We start from the raw sequence: 19,591 nt of genomic DNA on the forward strand, positions 1-19,591 counted from the left end.
CCGGTGCGTCAACGCACCTCAGGGGGTATGAACCAAGTGTGATCCCGCAATCGCTCGGCGTCGCCAGGAGACCCCGATTCCGTTAACTTCATGACATGGGAGCCACAACCTCGCCAGAATCCTCCATCCTCGACGGTCTGGACACGAGAATCGCTCGCGCCATCCAACTGTCGCCACGGGCGTCGTTTCATGAGATCGCCGACGTCCTCGGCGTGGCCGAACAGACGATCGCCCGACGCTATCGACGCCTGCGCCGCGATGGTCTCCTGCGCGTCACCATGGCCACCGACCCCCGTGCCCTCGGAAACTCGACGTGGGTCGTGCGGGTGCGGTGTCGCCCGGAAGGAGCCGACGGTATCGCCGGTGCGTTGGCAGCGCGAGACGATGTGTCGTGGGTATCCATCTACGAGGCCGGCTGGGAGATCGTCTTCAACCTGCGCGCAGCCGATCCGCACGGCGGAATGGAACTCCTCACCCGAACACTCCCCAAGGCGGCACCTGTCCTAGACGTCCGACCGGCCGCGGTGCTGCACACATTCGTCGGTGGGGCACCGACGGATTGGGAGGGCTGGCATGACGCGCTCACCCAGACGGAGGCGGATTCGCTTGCGAAAACACGCATTCCGAGCGGGCCCGACGGCGGTCGGCCCTCATCGACGACGATCGATCGCACCGACAGAGCGATCATCGACGTTCTCACCCGCGACGGTCGGACGTCGTATACCGACCTCGCTCGCGCAGTGGGTTCGACGCCGGGCAAGGTGACCCGACGCGTCGAGCACCTCGTGTGGTCGGGCATCGCCTACTTCGACGTCGATCTCGCCACTGCCGCACTGGGGCGCGATGCGATCGCGATCTGGCTGACGGTGCACCCTCGGCATCTGGCAGCGACCGGCGAGGCACTCGCAGCTCATCCCGCAGTGCCGTTCGCGGTTGCCGTCACCGGGGCGGCCAACTTGACGGCCAGTGTCATGGTGCACGACACCGACGAGCTGTACTCCTTCGTCACCGATGTCCTCGGACCCCTCGACGGGATCACCTCGTACGAATTGCTCCCGCTACTCTCGCGCGTCAAGAACGCGGGTTCGCTCGTGAGTGGGGATCGTCTTGCGCCACCGAGGGTTTCGCCGTCTCAGATCTCGCCGTCTCAGAGCTCACCGAAACGTCGAAGTGCCTCTTCGCGTTCGGCTTTGTGATCGACGATCGGTTCCGGGTAGTCGTCGGTGTCGAATTCGGGAATCCAGCGTCGAATGTAGTCGCCGTCGGGATCGAACTTCTTGGCCTGCGTCTCCGGGTTGAACACCCGAAAGTACGGTGCCGCATCGGTTCCCGTGCCTGCGGCCCACTGCCAACCGTGCTGATTCGACGCCATGTCGCCGTCGGTGAGTTGGTCGAGGAACCACTTCGCACCCCACCACCACGGCAGGTGCAGGTCTTTCACCAGAAACGACGCGGCGATCATGCGCACCCGGTTGTGCATGAACCCTGTTTCGCTCAGTTGACGCATCCCCGCGTCGACGAGTGGGAAGCCGGTTCGCCCCTCACGCCACGCGTCGAAGTGCTTCTCGGCGGACTTTCCGGTGTCGAGTGCGATGTCGTCGAACTGGTCATTCCAGTTGTGCCAGAGGCTCTTTGGCCAGTTGTAGAGCACGTCGGCGTAGAAGTCACGGAACGCCAGCTCACGCAGATACGCCTGCGCCGAGTGCGACCTGCCGAGGTCGGCGGCCATCGTGCGCGGGTGGATATTGCCGAACTTCAGATACGCCGACATCCTGCTCGACGCGTCGAGATCTGGCCTGTCCCTGTCGGACTCGTAGCCCGACAGGTCGTCGTCGACAAAGGTGCGCCACCGCTCGAGTGCCGCGTCTTCACCGGCAGGCAGGTCCAGCGTCGTGGGCGCTGCCGGAATCCTGATACGACCAGAGGGGTGAATGTCGCTGGGATTCAGGATGTTCGACGGCGCTTGGGTCTTTGCCGGCGCACGCCAACCGTGGTCGCGCCATGCACGGAAGAACGGCGTGAAGACCTTGTACGGTGTGCCGTCGGACTTCGTCACCCTGCCCGGCGAGACAAGGTAGGGCGAACCGACGGGTTGCCATGTCGCGCCGGATTTTTCGAGTGCTGCGGTGACAGCGTCGTCTCGACGCCGCCCGAACGGCGAGAAATCCTCGCTCACATGCACAGAACCCGCTCCGACGGCGTCGACCAGTCGTGGGATCTCCTCGTCGGGACGTCCACGCACGACGAGGAGCTTGCCGTCGAGCTTGGCGTCGAGTTCGCGGAGCGAGTCGTAGAGAAACGCGAGTCGTCGCTCGCCTGAAGAGGATTCGAGACGCGGGTCGAGCACGAAGCAGACCAGAACCTCGCGATTGCCGTCGCCGATCGCTTCACCCAGCGCCGGGAGATCGCCTAGTCGCAGATCACGCCGTAGCCAGCACAACGCCGGTGCATCGACATCCGATGCACCGGCGTTGTTACGTTGCGAGGCGATCTAGCCCACACCCAGCAGGTCGATGATGAAGACCAGTGTCCGTCCGGACAACCGGTGGCCCGCACCCTCGGGGCCGTACGCCAGCGCAGGTGGCACGGTGAGGCGACGGCGGCCGCCGACCTTCATGCCCGGGATTCCCTGCTGCCAACCGGGGATGAGCCGGTCGAGCGGGAAGTTGGCCGACTGACCACGGTCCCACGACGAATCGAACTCTTCGCCCGACTCGAAATCGACGCCGACGTAATGCACGTCCACGACGTCGCTCGGCTTTGCCTCGTCGCCGTCGCCGACGATGATGTCTGCGATCACCAACTCACTGGGAGCGGGACCTTCTTGGAACTCGACTTCTGGCTTCTCGGTACTGGTCACGGGACTCTCCTTTGAGTCGTGGGGTGTACAGGTCGAAGCGTCGAACTCAGCGGTCGCCCATCGTGACGTAGTCACGCTCGGGGTAGCCGGTGTAGAGCTGACGCGGTCGGCCGATCTTGGTCGCGGGATCTGTGTTCATCTCACGCCAGTGCGCGATCCAGCCCGGCAGACGTCCGAGTGCGAAGAGTACCGTGAACATGCGGGTCGGGAAGCCCATGGCCCGGTAGATGACGCCGGTGTAGAAGTCGACGTTCGGGTAGAGCTTGCGCGAGATGAAGTAGTCGTCGTTGAGGGCGACTTCTTCGAGTCCCTTGGCGATGTCGAGCAGATCGTCCTGGACGCCGAGCGATTGGAGGATCGTGTCGGCGGTCTTCTTCACGATCGCTGCGCGCGGATCGTAGTTCTTGTAGACGCGGTGTCCGAAGCCCATGAGCTTCACACCGTCTTCCTTGTTCTTGACCTTGGTCATGAACGCCTTGGTGTCGCCACCGGAGGCCTTGATGTCTTCGAGCATCTCGAGCACGGCCTGGTTGGCGCCACCGTGCAGCGGACCCCACAGTGCGTTGATGCCGCCCGAGATGGACGTGAAGAGGTTGGCCTGCGACGATCCGACCAAACGCACGGTCGACGTCGAGCAGTTCTGCTCGTGGTCGGCGTGCAGGATGAACAGCATGTCGAGGGCCTTGGCGACCTCGGGGTTGACCACGTAGGGCTCGGCCGGGAAGCCGAAGGTCATGCGCAGGAAGTTCTCGACCAACGACAGCGAGTTGTCGGGGTAGAGGAACGGCTGGCCCGCCGACTTCTTGTAGGCGTAGGCGGCGATCGTCGGCAGCTTGGCAAGCAGACGGATCGTCGACAGTTCGACCTGCTCGGGGTCCTTGGGATCGAGCGAGTCCTGGTAGTAAGCACTCAGTGCGTTCACTGCGCTCGACAGCACCGGCATCGGGTGTGCGTTGCGCGGGAAGCCGTCGAAGAATCGCTTGAGATCCTCGTGCAGCAGGGTGTGCCGCTGGATCTTGTTGTTGAACTCTTCGAGCTGGCTCGGAGTCGGCAATTCGCCGTAGATCAGCAGGTAGCTGACCTCGATGAAGGTCGACTTCTCTGCCAGTTGGTCGATCGGGATACCCCGGTAGCGCAGAATGCCTGCTTCTCCGTCGATGTAGGTGATCGCGGATTTGCAGGCTGCGGTGTTGACAAAGCCGCCGTCGAACGTCGTGAGATTCGTTTCTGCGAGGAACTTGCCCAGCGCAACCGAATCACTACCCGCGGTGGCCTTGAGAATGGGAAGCTCGAGCTGCCCACCGGGGTAGATGAACGTCGACGAGGCGGTATCCGATGCCGAGTCGGCGGGAGCTGTTTCAGCGGACACTCCAAAACCCCTTTACTCAGGTATGAGACCCACAGGTACATGTGACGCACTGTGAGTCGGACTCTCCGTTACTAAACGTAGTCGGTTATCGACATGCGCGCCCACGGAGGGTGCATTGACGTTGGTCAACCGTAGCCGAATACCGTCTGACCTGCGCCTCGATCACGGGGCATCGAGCTCGCTCGCCCACGGAGGGTCGGCTCCGGGACGCGAAACGGTCACCGCAGCGACTCGTGCCGCGTAGTCCGCGGCCCGTAGCCAGTAATCGGCGTCGCGCGACCGCACTGCTGATGCGGACAAATCGCCCGACTCGTCGAAGAAATGGAGCAACCCTCCGAGCACACTGTCGCCCGCCCCGATCGTGTCGACGACGGTTGCCTCGGGAGCCTGTGCCAATACGGTGAATTCGCGTGTGCGAACGGAGATTCCATCGGCTCCGTGGGTGATCACGACGGCCCCCGCGCCCTCCCGGAGCCAGTCGTCGACCGACGAGCCGTCTGCTCCATCGCCGAGCCAGTCCACGTCTTCGTCGGAGAGTTTGAGGACGTCGACCATCGGTACCCAGTCCAGGAATCGTCGACGGTAGACGTCGGGTTCGTCGATCACGGAGGGTCGGATATTCGGGTCGAGCGCAACGAGACGCCCGGCGTCGTGAGCTCGACGCATCACCAGTTCGTAGACGCTCGCACCCGGTTCGAGGACCATCGACAACGTTCCGAAGGACACCGCGGAGACGGTCGCGGCGAAGTCGCCGGGCTCGGTGACCAGGCGGTCGGCGGTGCCCTCCACATAGAAGGAGTAGTGCGCTGCGCCGTCGGTACCGATCGTGGCCAGCGCGAGCGACGTCGGTTCGGAGCGACGTTGGACCAGTGTGGTGCCGACGCCCCCGGCACTCAGAGCAGCCACGATGGCGTCGCCGTAGGTGTCGGTGGAGACCGCAGAGCAGAACGAGACGGCACTGCCGAGTCTGCCGAGGGTGATCGCGACGTTGAACGGTCCGCCGCCGAGTGCCGGCTGCAACGGTGGCAGGTGCGAAGGATCGGGGCCCGGAGCCGTTGTCGACACCACGTCGACGAGCGCCTCACCGCACACGACGATCTCTCTCAACGATCTGCTCCCATGCGTGTCACGCGCCCAGTGTGCCATCCGGACGTGGCCGTCGACGGTAGATTCGATCGGTATGCAGGAGTTACCCGCCGGCCCCGATGCGGTGCTTCTCGACTTCGCCGATGCCGACGACCCGGCATATGCGGTACTCGAGTCGGCGACCGCGTTGCGGGCCGCGATAGCCGACGGTCGCCTCGTGGCCACCGAGGACCTTGTGCCGAGTGCGTCGTCAATTCTGGTGCAGGGCAAGACAGGTGGCGGCGTGGATGTCCTCGGCATCCATCGCGCACTGCGGTTCGGGATCGCAGGCGCCGACGTTGCGGATTCGACGCCCTCACCCGTCGAGATACCGGTTCACTACGACGGCGACGACCTCGACGACGTCGCCGGTGCACTCGACATGAGTGTCGACGCGGTGATCACGGCGCATCGGGGTACCGAATGGGTCGTCCAATTCATGGGTTTCGCACCGGGTTTCGGCTATCTGGTGCCCGCTTCTGACGCCGCCGATGCCGCTCTCACCGGACTGCTGAACCTCCCCCGACGGCCACACGCCCGTACCCGCGTGCCGGCCGGGTCGGTGGCGATCGCCGCCGGATACAGCGCGGTGTATCCACGCGACAGCCCCGGAGGTTGGAACCTGCTGGGACGCACCAGAATCAGCCTCTGGAGCGAACACGACGACCCGCCGGCCTTCCTCACACCCGGTACCCGCGTCCGATTCGTCGACGCCAGTGTCTCCGAAGATTCTGCCGCTCGACCCGACGACGACACGGGGAACCCGTGACTCGCGCAACGGTGATCGCCACCGGGCCGTTGGCGACGATCCAGGATCTCGGTCGTCCCGGCTATCAACACCTCGGAGTGCCGAGGTCGGGTGCCGCAGATCGAGTCGCCATGACCCTTGCCAATCGCCTCGTCGGCAACTCCGAGGACGCCGCGACGATCGAAACCACACTCGGTGGCCTCGTGCTCCGTTGCGACACGGACACACTCGTGGCCGTGACGGGCGCCGATGCTTCGGTCTCGGTCAACGGTGTTGCAGTCGGGGTCAATTCGGCTGTCGTTGCCCGCGCCGGGACGAATGTCGAGGTCGGCACGCCGCACTGGGGTTGCCGCAACTACGTTGCCGCACGAGGTGGATTCGACGTCGAGCCGTCGCTCGGGTCGCGGTCGACCGACACGCTCTCCGGAACCGGACCCCCTCCCCTTGCGCAGGGCGACGAACTGAGGGTCGGGGGTGCAGACCAGACGTGGCCGGCAACTCTGCATGCCCCGGCAGACACCCGGCGGGTCGGCGTCGTCGAACTCACCACTTTTCCCGGCCCACGCGCGAATCGCCTCTCCGAGCCGGGCGACCTCTTCGCGGGCACGTGGGAGGTCACGCCCGCGAGTAATCGGGTCGGGGTACGCCTACGACGTCGCGATGGCGACACCGCGCCGACCCTGACACACCGCACCGACCTTCCCGAGATGCCCTCCGAGGGCGTTGCCCACGGCTCGGTGCAGGTTCCGCCTGCCGGCGAGCCCGTCATCTTCCTCGCCGATCACCCCGTGACCGGCGGATACCCGGTCGTGGGTGTCCTGTCGGCGACGTCGGTCTCAGCCGCGGCGCAACTCGTCGCCGGCACGCTCGTCCGCTTTCAGCCCGGCTGATCAGGTCGGGCAGCGTTGACAGCACCGTGAGACGCACCTAGGGTTTCGTCTCATGACGCACGTCACAGTCAACTCGTCGAGCTCGTCATCCGAAACACCCGACGCCGTCGAGCGCGAGGCTGCGACGACCGACACCCCGCGTCGTGCCGAGTACCCGCATGTCGAGTACCCGCCGCTGGGCCCCGACTCCCTGACGTGGCAGGTGTGGGGAACCTGGACCGGAATGATCCAGGGCCTCTGGGCCGGGTCGATTCAGAACATGCACCCCAAGCTCGGGCAGGCCGTCTGGGATCACTCCGACTTCTTCGGCGAACGCTGGCAACGCCTCATGCGGTCGCTGTATCCGATCGGCGGAGTCGTCTTCGACGAGTACTGGGGCTTCGAGACCGGCAAAGAAGTGCGCGATTACCACCGCGAGATCAAGGGCACCATGCCCGACGGTTCGCGATACCACGCCCTCGACCCCGACGTCTTCTACTGGGCGCACGCCACGTTTTGGTACGGCAACGTGCGCCTCTGCGAGAGGTTCGGCCCGTGGTTGACCGAAGACCAGAAGCGACAGCTCTTCGAGGAATCGAAGAACTGGTACGCCATGTACGGCGTGAGTATGCGGCCGGTACCCGAGACCTACGAGGACTTCCTCGAATACTGGGACCACATGTGCCGCAATGTACTTCGCGACCACGAGTCGGTACGCACAGTCCTCGACATCTCGACGCTTCCCCCGCCTCCCTATCTCTCGTTCATCCCGACCGCGCTCTGGCGTCGTGTCATCGCCCCCGTAGTCGCCCGCAACTTCATCTGGCTCACCACCGGGTTCTACGACGAACCGATCCGCGAAATGATGGCACTGCCCTGGACCGACCGGGACGAGAAGCTGTTCCGTCTCCTCGGCAAGACCTACAACCTCGTGTTCCATCGGTTGCTACCCCGGCGGCCGTGGCGGCATCCCCGCGCCCGCGATGCGTGGGACCGCGTGAACGGACGGGTTCCCGCCGACGCACCGCTCGTCGAGACGCCGCCGCGCAACCTGCCGCCGGAGTCCGAACGCGGCAAGTCGATGCACTACTGCCCCGTCCACGCGGCGCGCACCGCAACCTATCCGGGCAGAGTCACGCCCGCCGACTAACAGTCGCGACGCGCAGTGGTCTCGACTCGGGTGCTCGCTGCGCTCGCGCCCGCTCGACCAGCGGCCCTCCCGCTGATCGAGCCCCATCCCGCAAATCGAGCCCCATCCCGCAAATCGAGCCCCGTCCCGCTGATCGAGCCCCGCCCCGCTGATCGAGCCTGTCGAGATCACTCCCCGGGCGCAGTGGTCTCGACTCGGGTGCTCGCTGCGCTCGCGCCCGCTCGACCAGCGGGGCCGCGGTTTCGCTGTCGTACCCGGGACCGCTCGTCGGGCCCGTGCGGCACCTTGCCCGACGCCCACTGAGTCGCCACACCCCCAGCGCGCGTTCACAACTCAGTCGTCAGCGCGACGCCAAGACAATAATCTCCTCGGCGCCCCGCTCACGTCACGATTGTGTACGCGCCCCGGCTCGAGCCAGACCCTGCCACCCGTATACACCGCCCAGCATCCCGCCCGGGCTAGATGTGTGTCGAATCGAAGGATCTGTGTGCTGCAGCACCCACATCTTCCAATACGACACACATTCTCGATATGGGTGGAGCCGTTCCACACAACGCCGCTCAGCCGGCGTCCTTGGCCATATCCATCACGACGCGGCCTTCGATCTTCCCGTGCTCCATCTCGTCGAACACTGCGTTGATATCGGTCAGACTGCGTACCGAGTAGGTGGGCGTGATCTTGCCCCGCGCGTAGAAGTCGAGCGCCTCGCTCATGTCCTTGCGGGTTCCGACAATCGAGCCGCGCACAGTCAACCCGAGCAGAACCGTGCTGAAGATGTCGAGCGGGAACTGATCGGGCGGGAGACCGACCAGGACGACGGTCCCACCGCGCCGCAGTGCGCTGATCGCCTGTGGAAACGCGTGCTTGTTGACCGCGGTGACGAGTGCACCGTGAACGCCACCACCCGTGGCCTCCTGCAGTTCGGCGCCCGGGTCGGCAGACGTCGCGGCATTGACCGTGATCTCGGCGCCGTGATGGCGGGCGAGTTCGAGCTTCTCATCGTCGACATCGAACGCCGCTACCCGACGACCCATCGCGATCGCATACTGCACCGCGATGTGCCCGAGTCCGCCGATACCGGAAATCAGCACCCACTCACCGGGTTTGGTGTCGGTGCACTTCAGACCCTTGTAGACGGTGACGCCCGCGCACAGGATCGGGCCGACGGCGGCGAGATCGGCACCTGACGGAATGATGGGACAGTAGCGTGAGTCGACGAGCATGTAGCGGCCGAACGAACCGTCGACCGAGTACCCACCGTTCTTCTGGTTGGGACACAGTGTCTCCCAACCGGTTTCGCACCATTCACATTCGCCGCAGGCACTCCACAGCCACGCATTTCCGACGACGTCGCCCACCTTGATACGGGTGACATCGTCGCCTACCGCAACGACGGTCCCGACTCCCTCATGGCCCGGCACGAAGGGCGGCTCTGGCTTGACGGGCCAATCACCATGTGCCGCATGGAGATCGGTGTGGCAGACGCCGGTGTAGTCGACGCGCACCAGCGCTTCGTTTCCAGTGGGGGTCGGAACGTCGATCGAATCGACTGTCAGGGGCTTGGTGAAGTCATGGACGACGGCTGCGCGCATCGTCGAAGGGGTTTGCGAGGATGTGGTCATTGTGCTCTCCTGCACGGTCTTTGCACGTCTCGACGTTCGGACGCGGTGGCATCTGCCGTATCGTCCTTTTCCGCCCCAAAGGTTCCGCATGACGCCCAGGTTCCTCGGCTCCGGCGACGTTCCACCGACCCTCCCCGACACACGTGCCCTCACTGCCGTTATATCAGCGATGCGCTCGACGCCGCGCGGTTCGTTACAGTTCTGCCGCCCCGAAACCTGTGACCCAAGCCACGGAACGTCGTGCTAATTTGTTTGCGCAAATGAACGATCACCCATGCGTCCACGACGCCCAAACCCAAGGATCAGGTGCGTACATGCCCGTTTTCGGGTCAAAGTTCCGCAGTAAGAGTCGACGGCTCGTCGCCGGGGTCGCTGTCGCAGCGTCGGCAGCTCTGGGCATCGGGATCGGCGGAGGTGTGGCGGAAGCGGCGCCGACGCCCCGACCGTTGCCCCACTACACGAGCACCGGCGACAATTTCGGCTTCTTCGGCGACCATGACTACTGTCGTGGCTCTGTCCATGTCACGTTGACCTCCCCCAAGCGCGGCGTGCTCAAGGCGACACTGACCTCGTTCGGCTTCACCGGCAACGGTGCCGGGTGGGCACGGAATCCGCGGTGCAGCTCGCTCATCATGCTCAGCAACGGTGCTTCATTGATTCCGCAGGAGAAGTTCATGCGCGCTACGTTCGGGCGCAAACCAGGCGAGACCCAGTCGCTCGAACTGCGTACGGGCTCGGGCGCCGTCCAGGTGATGATCGGTGCGTACGCACTGAACACTCCGGTACGAGTCCTTCAGGGCTACGGGTTCGGCGGCTGGGTGATCGTTCCCTGACGAGTCCGACCGCGGCCCTTGACCACCGGACACCGGCCGTGAGCGATCTACTGCTGCCCGAGTCCCCGCTGCATCGCACGCTGGACTCGGGCAGCTTCACGTTTGGCGTACGGATTTGCTTGTCCCGCACGTGATCCGGCGAGCTTTGCACCGATGTGCTCGCCCACCGTGATCGGCGAGTACCGGCTTCCGGCGCCGACGCACGACGGAAGCGTGGAGATCGTCGCGTCGATGTTGCCGTCGTGAAAGTAGGCGGCGGAGCGTCGGCGTTCAATACTCCCGTCGACGATCGGCGGCTTAACCCGATGCAGCGTCGACATCCAGCGCTCATTGGTCCAGCGGGCCATGAGATCACCGAGGTTGATCAGTAATGCCCCGTCCTCGGGAGCGACGTCGTGCCACTGTCCATTGCCGTCGAGCACCTGCAGACCGCGCACCTGGTCGGCCCAGAGCACGGTGACGATGCCGTAGTCGGTGTGCTCCCCCATGCCCGTCAGCTCGCCGTCGAGCTCAACCTCGCCGGGCGGCAGCGCATAGTTGTTCATGCGCAGCACGTCGAGTGAGTGATCGGTGTAGCCGTCGAAGAAGTCGGACGGGAGGTCGAGTGCGTCGGCGAAGATCTTGGTCAGTGTGTGCGCGACCCGTCGAGCCTCGGCAAAGTACGTCGACACCGCGGCCTCGAAGTGGTCGACCTGCGGCCAGGTGTTGTCGGCGTACTGGTCGTCGGGGAGCTCGAGATCCGGGTACTCCTTGGCTTCGACGCCGACGTTGTATGCCTCGAAGAAGTCGTTCATGCGATTCGCTGATTCGACGCCGAGCGACAACGAGAGTGATTCGGACTTCGGCGGCGCGTACCCGCGATTGATCTCCGGCGGCGTGCGATACGCCTTCTTCTGGTCGAGGGGTAGTGCGAAGAAATCGTCGAGCACGGCGGTGAACTCGTCGATCACGGCCGAAGGAATCTCGTGCCCCACAATCTGCATGAAGCCCACCGAACTGGCGGCGTCGTCGATCTGCGCGGCGACGACAGCTTTGTCGGCGGCGCTACCGCCCGCGATATACGGCGTGATGTCGATGAGCGGGACACGAAAGCCGCTGCGCGATTCCCCGACGGTGACAGTCATGCGCTCCATCTTGGCATCGAAATCTCTGATCCGCTGGTCAGGGCATCGTCGGGGATCTCGACGCTCAGCCCTGGCCTTCGGTCCGCTCGGTGATGGTGCGCCCGATGCGATATCGCACGAATGCCGGAACCACAAGCGCGGCAAGGACTGTGCCTATTACGACGAGCACCCCACCACCGGTCGTGGTGAGTGCGACGCCGATCGACACCGCCACCGCGCCATGTACGACGTCGGCGATTCGCGGACCACCGGCGACGACGACGATGAACACGCCTTGCAGTCGACCGCGCACGTCGTCGTTGGCCGCGGCCAACAGGATCGACTGACGGAATGCCGCCGACGCCATGTCGGCGGCACCGCCGATCATCAGCAGCACCAGGGCAACCGGGAGCCACGGCATCGCGCGACCATGTGCAAATCCCACCGCGATACCCGCACCGGCGATCGCGACGCCCCAAATGATGACGCACACAATGACAGCCAGGCCCTGCCGTTGAACGCGGCTCACCCATCCGGAGAAGACACCGCCGATCACGGCACCGGCAGGGATTGATGCGAACAACAGCGCGAACGCCCAGCCGCCGTCGATCGGCCCACCGAAGTTCTCGTGGGCCATCTGCGGAAACAGCGCCCGCGGCATGCCGAAGATCATGGCAATGAGGTCGACCACGAACGACACCATCAGGATCTTGTGCGCCCCGAGATAGCGCAGACCGTCGATGACCGAGCGCAGCCCGGGAACCTTGGGCGCGTCGCCACTGAGCGGTCGGAGCGCGGGCAACATCATGACCGCCGCGAGCGTAGGTACGAGGAAGATGGTGTCGAGGAGATAGAGGAGCGGATACCCGAGTATCGGGATCAACGCACCACCGACGAGCGGACCCGCTATCGCGCCGGCCTGCATGACCGTCATATTCAACGACAGCGCAGCAGGGAGCTCCTCGTCGGGAAGCAGCCTCGGCAGAACCGCCGTACGCGTCGGCTGGTTCACCGCGAAGAATGCCTGCTGAATTGCGAACAGCGACAGGATAATCCAGACATTTCCGACACCGAACGCCGACTGCGCCCAGAATGCCGCACTGCACGCGATCAGCCCGATCGTGGTGCAGATCAACAAGATTCGACGATCCAGTACGTCTGCGAGCGCCCCGCCCCACAGACCGAAAATGACGAGCGGCACCAAACCGAAGAGTCCGGTGAGTCCCACATACGCGGAACTGCCTGTGATGGTGTAGATCTGGGCCGGTACCGCGACGATCGTCAGTTGAGCACCGATGACGGTGACGATGTTCGCCACCCAGAGACGCCGAAAGTAAATATTGCGCAGAGGCGTCGTATCGGCGAGCAGACGGGGCACCGAAGCAGTTTAGCGACACGTACTACCAGCGAGTGAATCCCGTTGGCGTATTACCTACTGGGCGGCCGGGCCCTGGGTCGCCTGCGCGAGAGCCTGCAACGACACCCATGTCGCCGGGAGGAACTTCTCCTGCGCAGCACGGCCCATTGCCAGCCCACTACCGAGCACCGGCTCGTAGTCGAATCCGACGACGGCAGCCACGTTCGCGCCGACGGTGTCGATCAGCAGTGTCCGAAGCGACGCCTGATTCGGTAGCGGAACGGGGTTGTTGATCACGACGACGGACCGTTCGAGTACGCCCGCCTTGTGCCACTCGGACAAGAACGGGCGCGCCCGGTTGAGGAGATCAGGCCGTACACCGAGCACGATCACCGGCGTGACCTTGTCGACCAATACGTCGTCGGTGAGATCGGCAAGTGATGTGAGTAGACGCGCACCGGCGTCGACGACCGGCACGGCGCCGTTGCCCCAGACTTCTTCGACCGTGTCGGCCACCGATGCTCCTTCGGCGGCGAGGTGGAGGCCGGTACCGAGTTCGCTTCGCAGCAACGACGGGTCGCCACGTCCCTGTAGCCGCAACTCGATATCGCAGTCGTTGCCCGATGCGTCAACCCACCACGACGCGGCGCCGAGCGTCGTCGCCGCTCGATACTCAGCGAGAAGTGCTGAGATCACCGACGTTCCGACACCACCGGCAGAGCCAACCACGACGACCGCGCGTGGCATCGCGGCCGCCTGTGGAGTTGCTCCCTGCACGCTGGTGTCGGACATGTCGATCAGCGGCCTGCTGCGTGCCGACCCACCTTGGCGACGGCGGGTGTTGCATCGTCGGGCAGCGCGTGGCGACCCACAGCCTCCTGGGGCCAGTTGACCTCGGAGCCGGGAACCTGAGCGTCGAGACTGCCCGTCATCTGCTTGGTCAGCTCGCGGAAGTGCTTCTCGAGCGCAGCGCCGAGCGGCCCGAGTGCCTTGTACGGCGCCTGCGCCTGCTCTGCCGACCAAGTGGTGGTCTGGTTGCCAACCTTCACGTTGACATCGCCGCGATAGTTGACCACGTAGTCGACGCCGGGCAGCCCCTGTTCGGCGGCCGACTCAGCAGGAACCGACAACTCGAACTGGTTGATGCTGGGATCGACCGGCTCAGGCTTGGCGTGCTTGGGCTGCTTGGGATTTCCGTTCTCGTCGAGCTTCCAGGGCTCCTGCGGGTGCGCACCCGGATCGCCTGCGCCGAGCGTGTACGCGGCGATGCCACCAATGGTGCCGCCGATCGTCGCGCCGAGGGCGGCTCCGCCGACAGCGCCTGCTGCCGCTCCGCCTGCCATGCCGATCGGGAGCCCGATGAGAGCGCCGACGGCGCCCCCCGAGAGTGTTCCCACGCCGGGCACCGAAACCGGGGTCAGAGCGACGGCACCGACACCGGCACCGACCCCCGCACCGACCGCTGCGCCCGGCAGCACGCCGACAAGCGCTCCGGGAATGACACCGGCGGCAGCACCTGCGGTACCACCGATGGCCACGCCGATGATCGTGGCCGCGGCCTGACGCGACGCTTTGTCCTTCGGCACGCCGAGGGAGATCAGGTTCTGGGCGATCTTGGCCTCACCGTAGGCCGACCACGCGTTGATGGAGTTGACGTCCTTGTCCGACATCCCGTCGGGGATGTCGGTCACGAAGTTTCCGACGCGAATCTTGTTGGGCGGCGGGGCAATCGGGCGCACCGGCGCAACGGGCTTCGGCGCCTGGAGCGGCGCGTCGGGTACGGGGCTGTAGTACGTGCTGTAGCCGGGGTCGGTGTAGCCCGACTCCTCATATTGCGGGGCAGCGGTGTACGGCTGGTAAGGAGCTTCTTGGGGCGGGGCCGGGATCGAACCGGCACCGGGGACGTTGATCGGCGCGGATGGTTCGGGCGCCGGCGTCGGAGCCGTACCGCCCTGTTGGGGAGCGGTATCGGTCGGCGCGGTGCCACCCTGCTGCGGCGCGGAATCGTTGGGGCTCGTTCCGCCCTGTTCCACAGCTGCCGCCGAACCGGCACCCAACGCAGTCGCGATGGAGGCGACGAGAACCGCAGAGGTGACCGCCGTCTTCATCGAAGGTCGGCGTACATCCAATGCTGCTTCGCGAGTCCGGTTCTTGGCTGACCGTGTCATCGTCGCGTTGTCCCCCTCATTACTTCTCGACCTGAGACCGAGAACCCCGAATAGTGGCGTTGAAAATCAGTTTTCAGACTTGATCGACGTGATCCAGTACTTGCCACCGGCCTGCACAGTACTGATGGTCTGCTGGTAGACGATCGGCGCCCCGCCATTCGGCGGAGTCTCGGTGAGCGTCACACCATAGGTGTTGTTCCCGCGATCAGTGATCGAGAGGCAGTGACTGGTGCCGGCGCCGCGTTGGTCGATGAACTTCTGCATGACATCGACAGCGGCGACCGCGTTCGGCGTCGTCACAGCTTTGGCTTTCTGAGCGTTTTTGTCGACGTAGTACGCATAGTTGAACGCCTTGATCACGTTGGGGCCCGAACTCTGGTCTCCCGCACCAGCTCCCGTGGTCACGGCACCATTCACGCTCGCAGGGCATGTGATGGACGCAGCAGTGCTCTCTGTCGGACCGACGGCCGAAGGCCGCGCAGTGGTCGACTCGCGTTCGTCGGACCCCGATAGAGCGACACCGAGAACAGTTGCGATCACCGCGATTACGAGGATCCCTGCTCCCGCGCCGACGAGTGTTCCTCGCCTCTTGTGCCAGGTGCGCGGACCTGCGGCGTTCTCTCGCTTCTGGCGAGTGTCCTCGCGCAAGCGTTCGGCCTGGGAGGTGAGGAAGGCGTCGAGCTCCTGCGAGGGAGAGGCCGACCCGGATTCCTCGCCCGACGAGACGGTATCCGAACCGGCGACTTTCGAGGCCACCAATACACTCGACGACTCGCGCGCGAGTTCGTTCATCGGAGTCGTACCCGAGGTAGGCCACGGCGGGAGGTCGGCAAACCACTGCTCGAGCTCGCTCTCGCTCAACCAGCCCTCCCCAACTGTCGCAACCACTCCCCGAACATGCTGCCGCGAAGCTTAACGCATGCGAAGAACTTGGTCACGAAAACACGGTCCCCTGTGGACCGGCAGATGGGTCTCGTCGTACCGCCCGCTTGGCTCCCGCCCCTGTGACGTCGGCGAAAGCTCTACGGCTGCAACCGAGCCGCCCGCCAGCAGCCGTCGATCATGGTCAACCGCACCCGGTTGTGCAGTCGGTTGGCTCGGCCCTGCCAGAACTCGACGAAGACCGGTTCGATTCGGTACCCACCCCAATTCGACGGCGCGGGTACGGGATCGCCGTCGTCGAATCCGCCGAACTGCTCGGCGACCGACGCGGCCTTGGCTTCGAGCTCGGCACGGCTACCGATCTCGCGTGACTGTTCCGACGCGTAACCCGACAATTGAGAGCCGCGCGGGCGGTTGTTCCAATACGCCTGCGTCTCGGCGTCGCTGACCTTGGTCACAGGCCCGCGAAAGTGAACCTGTCGTTCCAATGCGATCCATGGAAACGTCACGGCGGCAAAAGGGTTGGCGGCGAGGTCGTGTCCCTTGTCCGACTCGTACCCGGTGAAGAACACGACGCCCCCGGCGTCGACTCCCTTGCACAGCACGGTCCGTGTGGCCGGAAGTCCGTTCACGTCGACTGTCCCGAGCACCATCGCATTGGGTTCGGGGATGCGCGCGGCAACGGCTTCGCGCAACCACACCGTGAACAGTTCGAGCCACGGCGGCTCACCGTCGAGCCAGCTCGGATCGAGATTGTCCCGCACCCCGTCTGCCCCGGCCGCTCGATCGCCGTCGCCGACGTTGGGTGGGATGCCGCCGCCGTAACCGACGCGCATACCGGGCAGGTCGATGGGGTCGTTGTCCACGACGCCGACGGTACTCCCCGCCCCGGCCCGTCACCGCCCATTGGGTGAGGCGTCCCGCTGTGCCGCACCTGCTGGAGTGACCTAGAGTGCTGGGGTGGCGCCGCAGCCCCGCGCCGCGCACTTCCCACGGTGTTGCGTGGAGAGAGGTGGCCCCTGTGGCGAACAGCATTCCCGACGACTTCGTACCGGGACTCGAGGGCGTCGTCGCCTTCACGACCGAGATCGCCGAACCGGACAAGAACGGCGGTAACCTGCGCTATCGCGGTGTCGACATCGAGGATCTGGTCGAGAACGCCGTCACCTTCGCCGATGTGTGGGCCCTACTCGTCGACGGCCGGTTCGGCGACGGACTACCGCCCGCCGAACCATTCCCGCTGCCCATCCACACCGGCGATGTCCGCGTCGACGTACAGGCCGCGCTGGCCATGCTCGCCCCCATCTGGGGCTACCAGCCACTGCTCGACATCGACGACGCCACCGCGCGCGCCAACCTCGCGCGCGCGTCGGTGATGGCGCTCTCGTACGTCGCGCAATCGGCCCGCGGCATCCACCAACCCGCAGTGCCGCAACGGATTATCGACGAATGCCCGACAGTCACCGCCCGATTCATGACGCGGTGGAAGGGCGAACCCGACCCGAAACACATCGCGGCGATCGACGCCTACTGGGTGAGTGCAGCCGAGCATGGACTCAACGCGTCGACCTTCACTGCGCGGGTGATCGCGTCCACCGGAGCCGACGTCGCGGCGTCGCTCTCGGGAGCCATCGGAGCGATGTCGGGACCGCTACACGGCGGCGCGCCCGCGCGGGTGTTGCCGATGATCGAAGAGGTCGAAAAGACCGGTGACGCAAGAGGTTTGGTCAGGGGAATCCTCGACCGCAAAGAGAAGCTGATGGGCTTCGGGCACCGCGTGTACCGTGCCGAGGACCCGCGAGCACGCGTATTGCGCCGCACCGCATCGGAACTCGACGTCCCGCGCTATGAGGTGGCCGCCGCACTCGAGCAGGCCGCGCTGACCGAACTGCGCGAACGACGTCCGGACCGGGCCATCGAGACCAACGTCGAATTCTGGGCGGCAGTCATCCTCGACTTCGCCGAGGTACCACCCCACATGATGCCGGCGATGTTCACCTGCGGGCGCACCGCCGGCTGGTGCGCACACATTCTCGAGCAGAAGCAGCTCGGCAAGCTGGTCCGCCCCGCAGCGCTCTACACCGGTCCCGCGCCGCGTCGACCCGAGGACGTCGAGGGGTGGGGCGACGTCGTCAAACCGGGGTTGTAAGCACGCAGGGAGGGGCGGAACTCGAGTGGTCGGCGCCACATCCCTAGAATTGCGGGCATGAGCGACGTCGCCATCGAATCCATCACCATCCCCGCAGAGTTGCTGCCCTCCGACGGCCGGTTCGGCTGCGGACCGTCGAAGGTGCGCCCCGAGCAACTGCAGTCCTTGGTCGACATCGGAGCGTCGGTGATGGGTACCTCCCACCGCCAGGCGCCGGTGAAGAACGTCGTCGGCTCGATCCGCGCGGGTCTCGCCGACCTGTTCTCGCTGCCCGAGGGCTACGAGGTGGTGCTCTCAAACGGCGGCACCACCGCGTTCTGGGATGCGGCGGCGTTCGGGCTGATCAAGCAGCGTTCGCTGCACCTGACCTACGGCGAGTTCAGCTCCAAGTTCGCGACGGTCGCCAAGAAGGCGCCGTTCCTCGACTCCCCCGCCGTGATCTCCACCGATCCGGGAACCGCACCTGATCCGGCGGCACTGACCGTCGACGACTTCGGCGGCGTCGACCTCATCGGTTGGGCCCACAACGAGACGTCGACCGGTGTCGCTGTGCCCGTCGTCCGTCCCGCGGGTTCCGACGACGCGTTGATCGCCATCGACGCAACGTCGGGCGCAGGCGGCCTGCCGGTCGACATCGCCGACACCGACGTCTACTACTTCGCGCCCCAGAAGTGCTTCGCCTCCGACGGCGGCCTGTGGATCGCAGTGATGAGTCCCGCCGCCCTCGAGCGTGTCGACCAGATCGCCCACACCGATCGCTGGTGCCCAGAGTTCCTGTCGCTGCCGACGGCCGTCGACAACAGCGCGAAGAACCAGACGTACAACACGCCCGCACTCGCGACGCTGTTGCTCTTCGACAACCAGATCCAGTGGATGCTGGGCAACGGCGGACTCGACTGGTGCGTCGCACGTACCGCCGACTCGAGTTCGCGCCTGTACTCATGGGCCGAGGCCAGCGAGTTCGCGACACCGTTCGTCACCGACCCCGCGCTGCGCAGCCAGGTCGTCGGAACGATCGACTTCACCGACGACGTCGACGCCGCGCAGGTCGCAAAGGTGCTGCGCGCCAACGGGATCGTCGACACCGAGCCGTACCGCAAGCTCGGCCGCAACCAGCTCCGCATCGGTATGTTCCCGGCGATCGAGCCCGACGATGTCAGCACCCTGACCGCCGCGATCGACTACGTCGTCGGCAAGCTCTGACGTTTTCCGCACAGACGCGGCTCGAGTCGGCAGACGCGGTTGGTACACCGACCGCGTCTGCCAGTTCGGGCCGCGTCTGGCGCTTGCAGGGCCGCCTGTTTGGGTTCGACCTGCGGATTTGCCGCGTGTCCCGACCGTCTCACGCGGATCTGT

18 protein-coding genes are annotated in these 19,591 nt (G+C 65.3%); 7 read left to right on the plus strand and 11 right to left on the minus strand.

The features are described 5' to 3' along the window. Positions 1 to 95 precede the first annotated feature (95 nt). Positions 96 to 1,196: an AsnC family transcriptional regulator gene (locus tag ACRVY7_RS02915; protein WP_431815919.1), complete on the plus strand. Its 1,101-nt coding sequence runs from the start codon at positions 96 to 98 to the stop codon at positions 1,194 to 1,196. On the opposite strand, the gene ACRVY7_RS02920 is transcribed toward ACRVY7_RS02915, so the two are convergent. From ACRVY7_RS02920 to ACRVY7_RS02935, 4 genes are all read right to left on the minus strand, one after another. Continuing rightward, positions 1,148 to 2,440, minus strand: a complete 1,293-nt coding sequence (locus tag ACRVY7_RS02920) for a cryptochrome/photolyase family protein (protein WP_431815920.1) — start codon at positions 2,438 to 2,440, stop codon at positions 1,148 to 1,150. The genes ACRVY7_RS02915 and ACRVY7_RS02920 overlap by 49 nt on opposite strands. 51 nt (positions 2,441 to 2,491) lie before the next feature. After that, a complete protein-coding gene (locus ACRVY7_RS02925) occupies positions 2,492 to 2,860 on the minus strand; it encodes an FKBP-type peptidyl-prolyl cis-trans isomerase (RefSeq protein ID WP_049697838.1) in 369 nt (122 codons plus the stop codon). A gap of 46 nt (positions 2,861 to 2,906) precedes the next feature. Further along, a complete protein-coding gene (locus ACRVY7_RS02930; protein WP_082938088.1) occupies positions 2,907 to 4,229 on the minus strand; it encodes a citrate synthase in 1,323 nt (440 codons plus the stop codon). Between the two features lie 162 nt (positions 4,230 to 4,391). Further along, a complete protein-coding gene (locus ACRVY7_RS02935) occupies positions 4,392 to 5,336 on the minus strand; it encodes a carbohydrate kinase family protein (protein ID WP_431815921.1) in 945 nt (314 codons plus the stop codon). Between the two features lie 73 nt (positions 5,337 to 5,409). On the opposite strand from ACRVY7_RS02935, the gene ACRVY7_RS02940 reads away from it, so the two are divergent. Genes ACRVY7_RS02940 through ACRVY7_RS02950 form a run of 3 tightly spaced genes read left to right on the plus strand, consistent with a single transcriptional unit; the run spans position 5,410 to position 8,121 of the window. Further along, entirely contained in the window at positions 5,410 to 6,123 is a 714-nt protein-coding gene (locus ACRVY7_RS02940) for a 5-oxoprolinase subunit B family protein (protein WP_431815922.1), read from the plus strand. Then, positions 6,120 to 6,992 carry a 5-oxoprolinase subunit C family protein gene (locus ACRVY7_RS02945; RefSeq protein ID WP_431815923.1) on the plus strand — a complete coding sequence of 291 codons (873 nt, stop codon included), beginning with the start codon at positions 6,120 to 6,122 and terminating at the stop codon, positions 6,990 to 6,992. Before ACRVY7_RS02940 ends, ACRVY7_RS02945 begins: the two co-directional genes overlap by 4 nt. Positions 6,993 to 7,044: 52 nt before the next feature. Then, on the plus strand, positions 7,045 to 8,121 hold the full coding sequence (locus tag ACRVY7_RS02950; protein WP_431815924.1) for an oxygenase MpaB family protein: 1,077 nt from the start codon (positions 7,045 to 7,047) through the stop codon (positions 8,119 to 8,121). Between the two features lie 560 nt (positions 8,122 to 8,681). On the opposite strand, the gene adhP is transcribed toward ACRVY7_RS02950, so the two are convergent. After that, positions 8,682 to 9,743 (minus strand): alcohol dehydrogenase AdhP, encoded by a 1,062-nt coding sequence (gene adhP / locus ACRVY7_RS02955; RefSeq protein WP_005206626.1) that lies wholly within the window; start codon positions 9,741 to 9,743, stop codon positions 8,682 to 8,684. A 314-nt stretch (positions 9,744 to 10,057) separates the two neighbouring features. Between adhP and ACRVY7_RS02960 the strand changes: the two genes are divergently transcribed. Then, the gene (locus ACRVY7_RS02960; RefSeq protein ID WP_431815925.1) at positions 10,058 to 10,576 is read left to right on the plus strand and encodes an enoyl-CoA hydratase; all 519 of its coding nucleotides are present in this window, start codon (positions 10,058 to 10,060) and stop codon (positions 10,574 to 10,576) included. Between the two features lie 47 nt (positions 10,577 to 10,623). Here ACRVY7_RS02960 and ACRVY7_RS02965 read toward each other — a convergent pair whose 3' ends face one another. The 6 genes from ACRVY7_RS02965 to pdxH all read right to left on the minus strand — a co-directional run bounded on the left by ACRVY7_RS02965 (position 10,624) and on the right by pdxH (position 16,922). Then, entirely contained in the window at positions 10,624 to 11,709 is a 1,086-nt protein-coding gene (locus ACRVY7_RS02965; RefSeq protein ID WP_049697833.1) for an isopenicillin N synthase family dioxygenase, read from the minus strand. Positions 11,710 to 11,764: 55 nt separating this feature from the next. After that, a complete protein-coding gene (locus tag ACRVY7_RS02970) occupies positions 11,765 to 13,057 on the minus strand; it encodes an MFS transporter (protein ID WP_431815926.1) in 1,293 nt (430 codons plus the stop codon). A gap of 54 nt (positions 13,058 to 13,111) precedes the next feature. Beyond that, positions 13,112 to 13,828 carry a hypothetical protein gene (locus ACRVY7_RS02975; protein ID WP_431815927.1) on the minus strand — a complete coding sequence of 239 codons (717 nt, stop codon included), beginning with the start codon at positions 13,826 to 13,828 and terminating at the stop codon, positions 13,112 to 13,114. Positions 13,829 to 13,833: 5 nt separating this feature from the next. Then, a complete protein-coding gene (locus ACRVY7_RS02980; RefSeq protein ID WP_431815928.1) occupies positions 13,834 to 15,144 on the minus strand; it encodes a hypothetical protein in 1,311 nt (436 codons plus the stop codon). Positions 15,145 to 15,270: 126 nt separating this feature from the next. After that, positions 15,271 to 16,065 carry a DUF8176 domain-containing protein gene (locus ACRVY7_RS02985; protein WP_431815929.1) on the minus strand — a complete coding sequence of 265 codons (795 nt, stop codon included), beginning with the start codon at positions 16,063 to 16,065 and terminating at the stop codon, positions 15,271 to 15,273. Positions 16,066 to 16,226: 161 nt separating this feature from the next. After that, positions 16,227 to 16,922, minus strand: a complete 696-nt coding sequence (gene pdxH / locus ACRVY7_RS02990; RefSeq protein WP_064870520.1) for a pyridoxamine 5'-phosphate oxidase — start codon at positions 16,920 to 16,922, stop codon at positions 16,227 to 16,229. 185 nt (positions 16,923 to 17,107) lie between these two features. On the opposite strand from pdxH, the gene ACRVY7_RS02995 reads away from it, so the two are divergent. Then, positions 17,108 to 18,235 (plus strand): citrate synthase 2, encoded by a 1,128-nt coding sequence (locus ACRVY7_RS02995; RefSeq protein ID WP_005206634.1) that lies wholly within the window; start codon positions 17,108 to 17,110, stop codon positions 18,233 to 18,235. A 57-nt stretch (positions 18,236 to 18,292) separates the two neighbouring features. Further along, the gene (gene serC / locus ACRVY7_RS03000; protein WP_431815930.1) at positions 18,293 to 19,438 is read left to right on the plus strand and encodes a phosphoserine transaminase; all 1,146 of its coding nucleotides are present in this window, start codon (positions 18,293 to 18,295) and stop codon (positions 19,436 to 19,438) included. Positions 19,439 to 19,591 lie beyond the last annotated feature (153 nt).

It is taken from the genome of Gordonia jacobaea (assembly GCF_965344965.1).
In the GTDB taxonomy this organism is placed as follows: Bacteria; Actinomycetota; Actinomycetes; order Mycobacteriales; family Mycobacteriaceae; genus Gordonia; species Gordonia jacobaea.

What these genes read in the sequence shown, in the direction of transcription:
- ACRVY7_RS02975 (WP_431815927.1), bottom strand. Translation starts at nt 13,828, where the DNA reads ATGTCCGACACCAGCGTGCAGGGAGCAACTCCACAGGCGGCCGCGATG.
- ACRVY7_RS02915 (WP_431815919.1), top strand. Translation starts at nt 96, where the DNA reads ATGGGAGCCACAACCTCGCCAGAATCCTCCATCCTCGACGGTCTGGAC.
- ACRVY7_RS02965 (WP_049697833.1), bottom strand. Translation starts at nt 11,709, where the DNA reads ATGGAGCGCATGACTGTCACCGTCGGGGAATCGCGCAGCGGCTTTCGT.
- serC (WP_431815930.1), top strand. Translation starts at nt 18,293, where the DNA reads ATGAGCGACGTCGCCATCGAATCCATCACCATCCCCGCAGAGTTGCTG.
- ACRVY7_RS02950 (WP_431815924.1), top strand. Translation starts at nt 7,045, where the DNA reads ATGACGCACGTCACAGTCAACTCGTCGAGCTCGTCATCCGAAACACCC.
- ACRVY7_RS02940 (WP_431815922.1), top strand. Translation starts at nt 5,410, where the DNA reads ATGCAGGAGTTACCCGCCGGCCCCGATGCGGTGCTTCTCGACTTCGCC.
- ACRVY7_RS02960 (WP_431815925.1), top strand. Translation starts at nt 10,058, where the DNA reads ATGCCCGTTTTCGGGTCAAAGTTCCGCAGTAAGAGTCGACGGCTCGTC.
- ACRVY7_RS02980 (WP_431815928.1), bottom strand. Translation starts at nt 15,144, where the DNA reads ATGAAGACGGCGGTCACCTCTGCGGTTCTCGTCGCCTCCATCGCGACT.
- adhP (WP_005206626.1), bottom strand. Translation starts at nt 9,743, where the DNA reads ATGACCACATCCTCGCAAACCCCTTCGACGATGCGCGCAGCCGTCGTC.
- pdxH (WP_064870520.1), bottom strand. Translation starts at nt 16,922, where the DNA reads ATGCGCGTCGGTTACGGCGGCGGCATCCCACCCAACGTCGGCGACGGC.